The 15,517-nt window shown below is 41.9% G+C and carries 4 protein-coding genes; all 4 read left to right on the top strand.

Annotated features, from left to right (window positions below; all coding sequences use genetic code 11):
• Positions 1-55 precede the first annotated feature (55 nt).
• The 4 genes from atpD to LY28_RS03625 all read left to right on the top strand — a co-directional run bounded on the left by atpD (position 56) and on the right by LY28_RS03625 (position 15,384).
• The gene (atpD, locus tag LY28_RS03640; protein WP_110460814.1) at positions 56-1,453 is read left to right on the top strand and encodes a F0F1 ATP synthase subunit beta; all 1,398 of its coding nucleotides are present in this window, start codon (positions 56-58) and stop codon (positions 1,451-1,453) included.
• Between the two features lie 32 nt (positions 1,454-1,485).
• A complete protein-coding gene (locus LY28_RS03635) occupies positions 1,486-1,887 on the top strand; it encodes a F0F1 ATP synthase subunit epsilon (protein WP_110460813.1) in 402 nt (133 codons plus the stop codon).
• Between the two features lie 262 nt (positions 1,888-2,149).
• Positions 2,150-4,519: an S-layer homology domain-containing protein gene (locus tag LY28_RS03630; RefSeq protein WP_110460812.1), complete on the top strand. Its 2,370-nt coding sequence runs from the start codon at positions 2,150-2,152 to the stop codon at positions 4,517-4,519.
• A 20-nt stretch (positions 4,520-4,539) separates the two neighbouring features.
• Positions 4,540-15,384 carry a BslA/BslB family hydrophobin gene (locus LY28_RS03625; RefSeq protein ID WP_110460811.1) on the top strand — a complete coding sequence of 3,615 codons (10,845 nt, stop codon included), beginning with the start codon at positions 4,540-4,542 and terminating at the stop codon, positions 15,382-15,384.
• The last annotated feature ends 133 nt before the right edge of the window (positions 15,385-15,517 follow it).

Below are 15,517 nucleotides of genomic sequence, written 5' to 3'. Positions count from 1 at the left end.
TATTTGAGATAGTCTTCTTAATATGTTTATACATTCAGGAAGGAGTGGTAAAAAAATGGCCGGAAGTACTGGAAAAATTGTGACAGTAATAGGACCTGTACTGGATATACGATTTGAAGACGGAAATTTGCCAAATATATATAATGCTATTAAAATACCTATGGATTCAAAGACTATAACAGCGGAAGCAGTACAGCATCTTGGGAATAATACTGTCAGGTGCGTTGCTATGTCTTCTACCGATGGTTTAGTAAGAGGAATGGATGCTCTTGACACGGGAGATGCAATAAAAGTTCCTGTTGGAAAAGAGGTATTGGGCAGGGTTTTTAATGTTTTAGGGGAGCCTGTTGATAAAGGTGCACCTGTTGAAGCTGCTGAGTATCTTCCGATACATAGGTCTGCACCTTCGTTTGAGGATCAGAAGCCTTCAACAGAAATTCTTGAAACCGGTATAAAGGTTGTTGACTTGCTTGCTCCATATGCAAAGGGCGGGAAAATAGGCCTGTTTGGAGGGGCCGGAGTTGGAAAAACCGTATTGATTATGGAACTAATTCGAAATGTTGCAAATGAGCATGGAGGTTATTCTGTATTTACAGGAGTTGGCGAGCGGACAAGAGAGGGTAATGATTTATGGACTGATATGACTGAATCCGGTGTTATTTCAAAGACTGCCATGGTGTTCGGACAGATGAATGAACCGCCCGGAGCGAGAATGAGAGTTGGTCTGAGCGGGCTTACTATGGCGGAGTATTTTAGAGATGCAATGGGACAGGATGTTCTTTTATTTATTGATAATATATTCAGGTTTATTCAAGCGGGCTCCGAGGTTTCGGCACTTCTGGGAAGAATTCCTTCTGCCGTTGGTTATCAGCCCACTCTTGCTACAGATGTCGGAGCGCTTCAAGAGAGGATTGCATCGACAAAAAATGGTTCTATCACATCGGTACAGGCAGTTTATGTACCTGCCGATGACTTGACGGACCCCGCACCTGCAACTACCTTTGCACATTTGGATGCCACAACGGTTTTGAGCAGAGATATTGTTGCAATGGGTATTTATCCCGCTGTTGACCCTCTTGAATCAACCTCAAGACTGCTTGATCCCAAGGTTATCGGGGAAGAGCACTATAATGTTGCCAGAAGAGTGCAGGAGGTTTTACAAAGAAATAAGGAGCTTCAGGATATCATAGCTATACTTGGTATGGATGAATTGCCTGAAGAAGATAAATTGACAGTATACAGAGCAAGAAAAATACAAAGATATTTATCACAGCCGTTCTTTGTCGCAGAACAATTTACGGGTTATAAGGGCAAGTATGTTCCAATCAAGGAAACTATCCGCGGATTCAAGGAAATATTAGACGGCAAGATGGATGATATTCCTGAAGCCGCCTTCTATATGAAGGGCTCTATTGATGAAGTATATGAAGCGGCAAAAGAGACCGAAGAATAAGCTACTTTGCAGCTCATGGAGGTAATTAAGGTATGCCAACATTTTTTTTAGAGGTTTTAACACCTGAAAGAAAATTTTTTTCCGGCGAAGCAGAGGAAGTTATATTCAGATCTGTTGATGGCGAAATTGGAATTTTGGCTATGCATGCACCCACGGTTGTAGCGGTGGATGTAGGGCCTCTTAAGATCAAAGCAGACGGTAAATGGTCAGAGGCTCTTGTTACAGAGGGCTTTGCGGAGATTATGCCTGACAAGGTAATAATACTAACTGATACTGCCGAGTATCCGGAGGAAATAGATATTAACAGAGCAAAGGCCGCAAAGGACAGAGCAGAGGAAAGACTGCAGAAACAGCTCAGCCAGCTGGAGTATGCCCGCTCAAAGACGGCACTTGCCAGAGCTATGGCTCGTTTAAAGATTACAAATCCGAAATAAGATATTCTTCATTAAAAAGGCTTTTGCAAAAGTTACTCAAAGATTATGTATTTGTTTGTATTCAGTACAGAATGCTTAGAGAGATAACCCATTTTGCAGGGTCTTTTTTGCTTTATGCAGATAAAACCCGCATACTATCAATCAATTTGATTGTATTTTTTTACATCCCATATATAACAATAACATTACAAATTGATTACTGACTTAAATATGCTTCTGTTTTTGCCGATATAATCTTATATATAGTAATTATTGGGGGTATATGGTTTTGAAAATACATACAGGGACTAACAGGATAAAAAAATTTTATGATAATATTTCTCGGGTGGCGTTTGTATTGGCAATTGCTGTTTTAATACAGGCTTTAGTTTTGCCTGAAAAGGCTAATGGGGCCGATACATCAAATCTGACAGTAATTATCTACAGCTCAGCGTCAATATCTCTCAACTGGGAGGATAACCTGACAGGAGAGAAATATTATGTAGTTGAAAAGAAGGTGGATTCAGGCACATTTCAAACATACAGTTCTCCGCCTCCAAACAGCAAGACCGCATATGATTCGGCTGTGTCGGCAGGCCATACATATACATACAGGGTATGGGTCATGAATTCTGAAGGCAGAAGGTATCTTTATACTCCCGAGTTGTCCTTCAGAACGGACGAAGTTGCAAAACCGACTTCTTTGACATTAACACCGGTTTCATATAATCAAATTGACATATCATGGGGATATGCCGACAATAAAGCCTACAATACAATAATTGAGAGAAGAACAGAAAGCGGAACCGAATGGATTAAGCTAGCCAGTATAGGAATCGGTCAGAATACCTACAGTGATAAATCCATTTCCTCCGGTACAAAGTACTATTATAGAGTCAGAGCCTGCTCAGGCTCCACTGAGAGTGTGAAATCTGCGGCCTATCCCGAAGAAGGCAAAACAGCATATTCATACCTGTATAAGCCGACAGATTTTTATGGAATAGCTCTTTCAGGATACAGCATTAAATTAAACTGGACAGACAATTCTTCGGAAACAGCATTTATTATTGAGCGAAAGTCGCCAAAATCGGGCGAGTTTGAAGAAATTGCCGTTGTGCCGCAGAATAATAATTCTTACATAGATTCTGATGCAGAGCTTGAAGCGGGTGTTACATATCAATACCGTATTAGGGCTGTTTCAGGTACAACAAATTCTGAGTATTCTGATACAATCAGTGTGACAAATACATATTTAAAGGCCCCGGGCATATTATCCTCCTCATGCACAGACGGCAAAAACATACAGCTGGCATGGGAGGATCTGACAGACAATGAAACGGGTTTTGAAGTATGGCGCAAAACCGGTTCAAATACCGTTTGGGAGCTTTATGAGACAATGGGCAGGAATGCCACCTCGTTTACAGACCAGAATATTTCATTGCAGGACACATATACATACAAGGTCAGAGCAAAGATAAACGACAATAGTGTATACTCTGACTTTACAAATGTAACAACAGTATGGTCTGTTACTATTGCAGCTCCCTCAGATCTGACTTATGAGGTTGTCGGAGCTGCACAGGTTAATTTGCATTGGAAAGACTCCAGTATGTCCGAAGCCGGGTACAATGTAGAGAGAAAGCAGGGCTTATCGGGCAAGTGGTATACAATCGGTTACCTTGAAGAGGATGTGGTTTCTTATATTGATAAATGGGTTAATACCACTGATGTTTATTTTTATAGGATTAAAGTGTATGACAAATCAAATTCAATTAACTATAGTAATGAAATAGCAGTTTCTCTTAAGACACCAGAAGCGCCTACAAATTTGCAGGCTAATCCTATTTCCTCAAGTGAAATAAAGCTTACCTGGGAGGATAATTCCTTTAACGAAACTGAATTTGTAATAGAGGCCATGCAGTTTTATTCATTTAGAGAAATTGGCAGGGTTTCTGCAAATACAACAACCTTTACACAACAGAATCTTGTTTCGGATGTAACGGTTACATACCGTGTAAGTGCAGTAACAGGTTCGAACAGGAGCAGCACCTCAAATGAGGTTGTTGCTTCCGCAAAAAAATATATAACTTATTCCGACGTATCGAGTGTCAAATGGGCTGAAACCGCTATCAGCAATTTGGCAAGCAGAGGCATATTTGATACTAAGGCCGGTTCAAAATTCTATCCTTCACAAAATATAACTATGGGCGAGTATTGCGCTATCATAATAAGAAGCTTGGATTTAGGAATGGTTCCGGCAGGAAGATATGCGGATGTCACATCGAAGCATAAGTACTATAAGGAAATAATGTCAGCCGCTAAGCTGGGAATTATATCTCCTGACAAGGATAACAGGCTGTATCCTGACAAGGCTGCCAGCAGGGAACAAGCAGGATTAATGCTTTTATTGGCTATGAAGGCAAAGGGGACGCCGTTTCCCGATGAAGACGGAGGTCTGCTAAAACAGTTTGCAGACTACAGGACAATATCTGCTAATACAGCCGACAAGATTGCGGATGTGTGTGCCGCTGGTATTTTATCGGGCAGAATTATAAACGGGGAAGTATATTTGCAGCTTAGCGGCAAGGTGACAAGGGCTGAGGCTGCGGTTATTGCTTATAAGGCTATTAATCTTTATGACAAAAATATGTAGTTGAGAAGGAGAGAGATTTAATGAGAAAGTTATTAAGGCCGTTAGCCATTGTGCTAATAATAGCAAATATGCTGTTTACTCCTTTTTCTGCCTTTGCAGCATCAGGAACAGGTGCATCTGCAGAGGATAGTGCATTATTAAATAAATGGAAACAAACGGGAATGCTGGACAAGGGAGTGAGTACCGAAGATTTGTATAAGCCTATGCAAAAGATTGACTTTATCGGGTTTGTAAATGATGTCCTCAAACCTTCCAAGCAGGCAGATATAAGCTTTATTGATGTTCCGAGGGATTCATGGTACGGTATAGAAATATCCAAGGCTGTCGCAGCAGGGTATGTAACAGACAAGGCAAAAACCAGCTTCTATCCTTTTTCCAGTATAACAAGGGTAGAAGCCGCAGCTATGGTTGCAAAGGTATTTGGCTTAGAGCTTAGCGATCAGAGGTTTCTTAAAAAGATTACAGATGCTGAAAAGCTTGATTCAGAACAATTACAGGCTTTTGGAGCTGTTATAGAAAAAGGCTATTTATCAGAAATATCCAGCGGAAGATATGCGCCTTTGGGTGTTTTAAAGCTGATTGACGCAATAAAGATGCTGGACAAATGCATAGGACTTGTTATAACAAAAGCAGGGACAGTAACTAAAAATGTTACAGGTAACATGATTATTAATACAAATTTAGTTACACTGAAAAACATGGAGATTTCCGGTGATCTCATAATCGGTGAAGGTGTTGCCGACGGAAATGTAAGCCTTGAAAATATAACTGTAAAAGGGAAAATGGTTATAAGAGGCGGAGGACCAGACAGTGTTATTATTAAAAGCTCTGCAATAGCAGGAGATGTAATTGTAGAGAAGTATGCAGGTAACGTACGTGTCGTTGCTCAGGGTACTACTACAATTGAAAATACATATTTAAGATCGGGCGGAAAGCTGCTTGAAACAAATCTGACTACCGGGAAGGGGTTTGTAAATGTAATCGCCGAGCAGGCAGTTGCCGCAAATCAGACAGTAAATCTCGAAGGGAATTTCAGTGAAGTTCAGTTTGACAAAAGTAATATAAATGTGAATCTGGCAGGTAAGACCGATAAGGTTAACATTCTTGAAGGTACGGTAGCAAGCTTCACCTTGACGAGTGGAAGTGCCGGCACTATTTCAACTAAAGCTGCCAAGAGCACAATTCGGCTTTTTGGCGGTACTGTTGATACCTTGGCTATTGAAGAAAATGCAACGGGCAACAGAATTGATTTGAACGGAGTAGCAAAGGTCAGCAAAATAAGAATTGCCGATACTACTTCAATCAATTTTGACAAAGGTAACGTAGACACTCTTACTTTTGAACCAACCTCGGGAGCTTCATATCTGGGGATGAAGGAAAGTGCTTATATAAAAACTATAGTTGCCAGCGGCTCCGCAACTATATCGGGTACGGGACATATAGACAATCTATATGTTTATGCCGATAATGTCAGTGCCGACATAACGCCTGACAGCTTATATATTGCCAACGGTGTTGTTTCCGATATTAACGGAACAATTATTGATCCTATAAAGCCTACGGTTAGTTTCAGTGTTTCAAATCAATTAAGCGTTCAGGTGAAGGGTACAGCGCAAATAAATGTAAGCGGCTTATCACCGTCAGAAGCTAAGCTTGCATATATATCCTCTGATAATAATATCGCAACCGTAAGTGACACCGGAATTATTACAGGGGTCAGCGTAGGTAAAACCAAGATATACATAACAGGACAGTATATAAACTATAATGCAAAATCTTCTGCTATTGATGTGACAGTCACATCTGATAATGTTACCGCTCCCGGAACTCTTGAAATTAATCCGTCAAGCGGAGAGGCAGGAACAAAAGCAGACTTTGAGCTTACATATACGGCAGGTGACAATATGTCTAACGGAACAGTTGTTATCAAGCTGCCTAATGGATTCTCGGCATATGTAAGTGATACTGTAAGCATAGACGGCGGAGCAGAGACAAACCTGCTGTCATCACAGATACCGAATATACAGACCTTGTCCTTTACAAATCTGAATTTATCAGCGGGAGACAAGATTATTGTTTACCTGAGAAACAGAGTTGTTCCGGCAGGAGGTCACTATGAATTTACAACTGTTTCTGATGCCGATGCTACCGGGCCGAGGCTTCCTGTTTCCGGACAGGAGACTGCAACGTTTGTATCGGACAGCTTAAGGATTCTGGTAGAGAATACAAATTATTCGACTCCTGTATACGGTACTCAAGGCGGTACTACAAAGATAGCCAAGCTGTCATTTGCAGGATTTACCGGAGCTGCCAAGTGGTTAATTAAAGTACAGGATAGTGCTTTTACTGCTCCGGGCTTTGAAGACATATTACCGGCATCAGAGTATACCGAATACACTGAAGGCCAGGATATAAATGTGGCTGAAGGACAGCATCTGATGCTTGCTGCAGTTTCAGGTTCAAATGAGGTTAAGGCATACAAGGATATAACCATTACAAGCTCGATGATTACACCATACAGTGCAGACAAGCTTGTACAGGGAACCAATTACAGCAGCCCTGTAAGTGGAATAAGAGCAGGAGCGGCAAGATTTACTTCTTTGGAACTAGCTGATATAGCGGGTGCCGTTAAGTGGATGTACAAGGTTCAGGATACTGCAACATCAAATGTATATGTAGATTCCAAGCTTGAGGCTGCATTGGAATATACAGCAGGTGATGATATTCCTGTAACTGTTAACAAGCATATATTGCTTGCTGCAGTTGACGGCAGCGGAAATGTAAAGGCTTATACTGATATAAAGGTTACTTCGGATATGGTAAGCTTGCCTGCCGGAAGCCTTGAACAGGATAATAACTTCTCTGTACCGACATACGGAGCAATGGTAAATACTATAAAGATTGAGAGCCTGAGCAAGGGAGATACGCCGGACTTTGCAAATATTGACAGGTGGATGTATGTGACTCTTGAGAATGAACCGGTTGTACCTGCGAGGGGGGCTTCGACAGCCGACTTTGAAAGATATACTGAAGGCAGGGTATTTAATCAATATACAGCGGGAAGCGATATAACCGTTTCAGCGGGGAATCATTTGTTGCTCGTGGGAGTACAGGCAGATGGCTTATTAAATAAGATTCTGGCATATGTTGATTTGACAATAGATGCCACACAGGTACGTCAGGCAGACGTAATAGAGATACCAGATATAAACTTTGCGGCACCTGAAATGGGTTCAAAAGCAGGAACTACAATGTTCCCTGACCTGAACTTCAATACTTCCGCTGTAGGAGCATCAATTCCTACAGATGCGGTCAAGTATATGATAAGGGTTCAGAATGATGCTCTTTCAGCAGTTCCTCAAAGCAACAGTGTACTTTCGGGAGCAATAAACTGTGCAGAGAATCAGGATATTGCCATTGCTGCCGGGCAGCATCTGATATTGCTTGCAACAGATGCAAACGGCAGGATAAAGGCATATAAGGATATAGTTATCAGCGAGTCACAAATCAGGCCGGCTGATGCTCTGAAGCTTCTGACGCCAAATGACTATAGCCTCCCTGCACCGGGAGACTCAGTAGGTACTACAAAGATTGTACTATCCGCAAACGGTATTCCGGGTTTCGTAAAGTGGATATATATTATAGGAGATTCAGCCTTTGCAACGCCATATAAAGGAAGTGTCTTAACAGGTACAGACTATACCTCAGGGAATAACATAGCAGTTTCTGTAGGAAAGCATGTTTTAATAGTTGCTGTTGATACCGACGGGAAAACATTGGCATATACAGACGAAATAATAAGCGCAGCACAGATTAAACAGCCGCAGGCAGGAACACTTAAGGCCAGCAGTGAGGTTGCAGTTAATGAAAGCTACAACTACTCAGATCCTGAACCCGGACAGACCGGCGGCACGACAAGAATAACAATCTTGAATACCTTGGGAATCCAAGGTGCTGCAAAGTGGCTTTATAAGGTCGCTGACAGCAGTGCTGTAATTGCTGTCCCTGATTATAACAGTGTAATATCAGGCTTGCTTCCTTATATAGTAGGAGACAGTATCAGCATTTCGGAAGGACAGAGGATAATACTGTATGCAACGGACAGTGCAAGCAGAATTAAAGCGTATAAGGATATAGCAATTACTTCGGCACAAATAAGAACACCAGCTGCAGCGTTGCTTGTATCGAATACAAACTACTCAACCCCTGTACCGGGAAGCAGTGAGGGTACGACGGTTATATCGTCATTATCATTTGCAGGTCTGATAGGATCAGATGCAAGCTGGAGCTGGAGATATGCGGTTGGCGATACGATATTCGCTGCTCCGGCTAAAGATTCAAGTTCTGACAGTATAAGCGGTATCAACGTATTGACTGCTGCTACACAAATTCAGGTGAAGGCAGGGCAATACATACTGCTGCTTGCGGTTGACGGAAGTGCCGAAAAGAAGGTAAAGGCTTATGCGAATGTGTATATTTATTCATCAAACGTTCGCCCTTACAACGCGGATGTTATTCCTGCCACCAGCTACAATCTGGCCAAGGGTAAAAATGAAGGCACAACATGCTTTGATAAGCTTGATTTAATAGGTATAGTAGATGCAAGGAACTGGATGATAAAGGTTCAGGAAGGAAGCTTTGATATTCCGGCAAAGGATACGGCACTTTCAGGGTCATCGATGTACTCTCTTAAGAGTGACATAAATATCAAGACAGGCTGGCATGTATTGTTGTTGGCAACGGATACACTGAACAGAGTAAAAGCATATGCTGACATAACTGTTACGAAGGATCAGATTCAGTCGCCTTATGCAGCATTATTAACTGAAAACACTAATTATACTATTCCGGAGCCTGGCAGCGATGCCGGAACCACAAAGCTTATGCTGAGTGATACAGGTATTCAGAAAGAAACAGGTGATACTGTCGTATGGAAGTATAAGACAAATACTCAGGCAATGAGCATTCTTCTGCTTGAACAGGATGCCTCGGGTGTAGAGTGGACAACTTATGCAAGCGGAGGAAATATTCCGGTAAGTACGGGAAGCTACCTGTTGATAGTTGCTACAATTAATGACAAGGTAGTGGCATATAAGCAGTTTACCATGTCGGCTTCACAGATTAAGCCGGTGGATGCTCCATTACTTGGCAGCGGCAACTATACAGGCCCTGCGGAAGGAAGCAAGCCCGGAACCACAAAGCTCAGTGACTTAAAGTTTATTGGTATAGCAGGTGCGACAAAATGGCAGATAAAGGTTGTTGATGCGTCTCAGATTGCAGTACTGACATTAGACAGTGTATTTACTACTCCTGTAAACTATACCAGCGGGGATGATATTGCGGTAAAGGCAAATCAATATGTTGTTCTTGCAGCTGTGGATGCTAACGGAAAGGTAAAGGCATACAAGAACATACTTGTTACCTCTGCGGAAATAAATCCGCCTTTGGCAAACAAATTAGTATCAGGGCTTAATTATACAACTCCCAAATATGGAACTGATACGGGAACGACTTCGATATATGTATCACCTGAGGGGATTAACGGCTGCACAGACTTTGTTGTAAAGGTTTCTGATACAGCTTCTGATATAATTGCAGAACAGGTAATTAGCACTGTTTCAGGAACCGGCAGTACATACGGTGATTACCGGAGTTATGTATCCGGCTCGAATATAGCCGTAAGTGCAGGGCAATACGTGTCTTTGATTGCTGTTGATTCCAGCAAAAAGGTATTGGCTTATGAAAACATTAAAATAACCGAAGGAAGTGTGAGGCCGGGAAATGCCGCACTGCTTAAGACACCTCAGAACTATACTGCACTGCAGCCCGGCTCAGGTGTCGGAACCACTAAATTTACCGAACTGACCTCTGTAGGAATATCAGGTGCTTCAGATTGGATAGTTAAGGTAACAGATAATAATATAGATGTACCGTTAATAAATACATCAGTGGAGGGTGCGGTCGGTTACGATGTCAATAAGGATATTACGGTAAAAGAGGGACAGTATGTTACTCTCTATGCAGTTGATGAAACTGGAAGAATAAAAGGATATGTATGCTTACAGGTATTAGCTGATAATGTAAGAGGAGTTGCTCCTCTGCTGATTTTAAATGCAAATTATTCGGTACCGGAGGCAGGTTCATTGCTCAATAAGACAAAAATATCATCCTTAAGCCTGCCTACAGGTGCAACCGAATGGAAGTATGCAGTACAGGACAGTGCTCCGGCACTGATTTTAAAGGATCAATTATTATCGGGAATGAGTAGCTATACTCAGGGCTCGGATATAGCGGCAGCCGAAGGGCAGCATTTGATACTCGCTGCAGTTGATGGCAGCGGTCATGTTAAGGCTTATGCGGATTTGCTGCTTATAGCGGACAACATAAGAAATGTTGAGGTAACATTGGCAGGAACAGCTGTGTCCATGCCTACCGGAGAAGAAAATATTGTAAACGGAGGACGGACAATAGCAGTTAAGCTTGCTTACGGAGTATGGCAGGATGATGCGCTTTCGAATGCTACTAAGAGAAACGCTTTGTTTGACGGATTAACGGCTTCGGGAAGTGAACAGGTTCAATGGGGCAAGGTATTAACTATCCTAAAGAATGAAGGTACAGCCGCAGCCGTAATGAATGCAGCAAAGGATACCATAACAATTACACTGAGTGAAACAGCAGCGTATAATATAACGGATACTCAGTTTATTTCGCTTACTGTAAAACCTGAAGCAGGCTTGATAAAGAACGCTGTTAAAGCCGCAACATCAGTGAATTCTGTAAAAATAGCTGCGGACGTGATAGTACAGCTTAGCGGGTCGGCAGTACCGAGTATAGGTGAGGGTGATATTGTTGCAGGACAAAAACAGATAATAATTTCGCTAACAAACGGAAAATTTGCTTTGGATGCGGCAGCTGATACTGATAAGAGGAATGCAATATTTGACGGCTTAAAAACCTCAAGCAGTGACACAGCCATGTGGAGTAAGGTTACTGCCGCTTTGAAGGCTGCAGGAGATACAGCGATAACAAGAAATTCAAGCAGCAAGATAACTATAACATTACCTGCTGTTTTAGATTATGATATCAGTATGAATGAAACGATAAGTATAACTGTGCCATACAAGGCATCAAGCGGTGAGATATTAGTTGATGCAATCAAGGATGTAGCAGTTGCCACAAAAATAACCGTAGCATCAAATTCAACGGCTGTTTTATCCGGTACTTTGATTTCTGTGCCTTTGCCTGAAACAGATATTGTTTCGGGAGGAAGGACGCTGAATATAACATTATCGGACGGACAATGGGTAACAGATATAAAGACTAATGAAACAAAACGAAACGCATTGTTCTCAGGACTTGCAGCATCAATGGAGGCTACGATGTGGGCTAAGGTTGTTTCTGCACTCAAAACAGCGGGACAGTCTGCAATCGAAAGAACTGACAACTACACTGTATCTGTGACTTTACCTGCTGTTTCAGGGTATAATATATCAGCTGACCAATATATTACTCTGACTATACCAGCTTCTTGTATGATAGGAGGGATTGCAAACTTGACCCTGAGTGATACAATTTCTATTGGAGTTGTTGCAACAGCTACATTGTCAGGTACAGCAATAGCATCAACATTGGATGAATCAGCTGTGAGAACCGGAGGAAAGACAATTATTATAACGCTGAGCGGTGCCACTTGGGCAAACGGCATAAATGACACAACAGTAAAGGATGCCCTATTTGGCGGATTTAAGGCGGATATTGAGGAAGATGAGTGGGCTAAGGTGGTGTCAGTGCTTAAGGGCAGCAGTATAACCAAAACTTCTGCGAATGTGATAACAATAACTATGCCGGCGGTAACAGATTATAATATAACTGCACTAAAGCAGGTTATAAATGTTAAGATACCTATCTCCGCAGTTATTGGAACAATATTTGAAGTACAGTCAACAAATACTATAAGCATTAACTATACAGCACCGACAGCCGCAAAAATAGTTGAGGTGCGTGGAGAGTCAAAAACTTACAAGCTGGGAGATATAGTTCAGGTTAAAGTTATTTATGATACGGAGGTAGATGTATCGGGAACTCCGACACTCACACTTGAGACAGGAGCTGTTGATGGGGTTGCTTCCTACAAGAGCGGTTCTGGTTCAAAGGAATTGTTGTTTGAGTACACTGTAAAGACAGGAGATGCAAATAAGGACCTTGACTATGTAGCTGCAACGTCACTTTCAGTTCTGGGGGCCTCAATAGTAAACAGCGGTACGAATGTAAATGCAGTTACAACATTGCCTAAACCGGGCAGTACAAATACAGGATCCTTAAGTTATACATCAAACATGCTGGTTGATGCGGTGGCACCAAAGTTTGCCACAGGCTATCCTAAAGCAGGTACAAAGACAGAGCAGACAGCAAACATTACTGTGAAGCTGGATAAAGCTTCAAGTGTATATTTTGTGACAGTGCTGAATGATATCAGCAATTCCGTACCAACAGCCGGACAGGTAACAGCTGGACTGAATGTAGCAAGTACACCTGTTGAGGCAGGAATGCTGGGGACAGTTAGTGTTGTGGAAAATATAGAGGGCACATTGGCAATAACAAATTTGACGGCGTATACAGACTATACTGTTTATACGGTTGCGGTTGACAGTGTAGGCAACATAGGTGCAGTAACAGCATTTAACTTTAAGACTGCCGATACAACAGCACCTGAGTTTATTGAAGGATATCCTCAGCAGGTACTTCCAACCTCTGATAACCTGATTAATATTCTATTCAAGGCAAATGAGGATGGAAACGTATATATGGTAGCCTTGCCGGCAGGCTCAAATGCACCGACAAGCGCACAGGTAAAAGCCTTCAAGAATGCGGGCGATGCAATGGTGGCAACAAACCTCAGAGCGACAGCGGTAATAGCTAAAAATTCAGAAGTAACATTACCTGTTACAGGACTTACTGTATCAACCCATTATGATATTTACGCAGTGTGTGTCGACAGCTCAGGAAATATTATTGATACTCCGGCAATTGTTACAGCGGAAACATCAAAACTTAACATGGATAATGTGGGCGTTGATTTAGCAAAGAATATTATTACAAATACTACAATACAAATGGAGTACAGCTTTGACTCAATAGTGTGGAAGGCATGTACCGCAACAAAGACAAGTATAACATACGATGATAATGCACTTATGGTTACTGTCTATATACGTGAAGCAGCAAATACATCAAATGTCAGAACGCCTTTTATATTGACAAGGGCAGACGACAGCATTATTGATACATCATTGATAGACTATGATATTGCAGCCGGTAAGATAATAAATAATTCAATAATTAATTTACAGTATAGGGTTAATGGAGGTGATTGGAAGACGCTCAATGCTTCTTCAGCTGTGACAAATGTTATATTTGAACAGGGAAATCTGGAGGTCAGAATTGCTGCATCTTCTCCTGACGAGGTCACTGAATCAAAGCTTCCGTCAGCAGCTAAGACTGTTGTAAATATACCTGTGCCTATGCCTTCACCGGGATTGGCTTATAATGACAATACAAATAAGGTCAACGGCTTGCTGAGTACTCATGAATATAGTGTTGATTCTGGGAAATCATGGATAAATGGTCTTGTTGAGGGCGACTTCGGGGGAAGCAAGAAAGTGCTGATAAGAGAGAAGGCCACCAAGCTGAAGCTTGCAAGTGCTGTACAGACAATCCAGTTTACGGCATGTGCGCTGAGAGTAGTTGCTTCACCGGCTGCTGCCGATGAAATACTAAATAAGAATTTTGTTACCTTAACCTTTGAGGAAGATACCAATAAACAGGCCTTGTCGGCGGATGCTTTTAGGAATTACTTCCAGGCAGGCACATGGGATGTTAATGGTAACAGACTTACAACCAATGATTGGGGTACGGGTATTGATGCTGTGTATTGGAATACGGCAGGGAATGAACTTACTGTTACGTTTGATTCAATGACAGGCTTGACCGTAAAGATTGGAGACGAGGTAAGACTTCTGGCTGCTGCGGGAATTCAGAACGCCGCCGGTACTTCCGGAAGCTACACTTCTGCAGGAAAGCTGACAGGCAGTTTCCATACTGTGCCTGTAATAGAAAGTATAAAAGCTGTGAATAAAAACAATGATATCGGTTTTTCAAATGGTGAACAATTAGTCGTAACCTTTGATCAGGCAACAAGTCAGGAAGCGGTTACTGCTGCTAATATTTCAACTTACCTGATGCTTACTGATTCATCAGGGAAAACCTCTAAAGCATGGGGAACGAATATAACGGTTGAATGGGCAGACTGCAGTGACCCTCTTAACAAAACGGCAAGTAACAAGATATTAACGATAACCTTTAATGATGTCACACAAACAGCACTTGCAGTAGGTGATAAAATTGCCGTAAACCCTGCATGGGGATTAACGGATGAGGATGGCACCACTGATGTTTGCAGTTCCAGTGCAATAATCGGCGGAAGCTTCACCTCAGTTCCGAAGGTAACAGGTGTTGCCATGGCAAATGGGGGTACTGCAGGCACAGTTGATTCCGGAGATATAATAAAAATTACATTTGATCAGGCAACAAATATTCCTGATATATTAGCAAGTAATCTTATTAAGAACTTCATGCTGCTTGCATCAGACGGAAAAACTGTTCACAGCTGGGGAGTTCAGCCGGCGGCTAATATTACATGGAGTGCCGACCATAAGACATTAACTGTCAAGCTTACCAGTATGACAGGTGTTACGGTAAAAGCCGGTGACAAGCTTTCAATATTAGCTGCTGCCGGAATTAAATCAGCTGACGGTGGTACTGCTTCTTGTGAAGCCAGCGGTATTACAATAGGAGGCAGTTATTAAAGGATATCATTACACATTGGTTAGTGTTAAAAGTGATAAGAGTTAGAGCTGCTAATTGAATAGATACACATATAAATGCCTGATTTCATAAATGAAGTTGGGCATTTATATTAAAAAAAGGATATCATCAGCT

It is taken from the genome of Ruminiclostridium sufflavum DSM 19573 (assembly GCF_003208175.1).
Lineage (GTDB): Bacteria > Bacillota > Clostridia > Acetivibrionales > DSM-1351 > Ruminiclostridium > Ruminiclostridium sufflavum.
The sequence above is the reverse complement of the archived record's forward strand: the minus strand, read 5'-3'. Positions and strand labels throughout refer to the sequence as shown.

Bases quoted from the DNA above. Each gene is read 5' to 3' on its own strand.
- LY28_RS03625 (WP_110460811.1), top strand. From the start codon at position 4,540: ATGAGAAAGTTATTAAGGCCGTTAGCCATTGTGCTAATAATAGCAAAT.
- LY28_RS03635 (WP_110460813.1), top strand. From the start codon at position 1,486: ATGCCAACATTTTTTTTAGAGGTTTTAACACCTGAAAGAAAATTTTTT.
- LY28_RS03630 (WP_110460812.1), top strand. From the start codon at position 2,150: ATGGTTTTGAAAATACATACAGGGACTAACAGGATAAAAAAATTTTAT.
- atpD (WP_110460814.1), top strand. From the start codon at position 56: ATGGCCGGAAGTACTGGAAAAATTGTGACAGTAATAGGACCTGTACTG.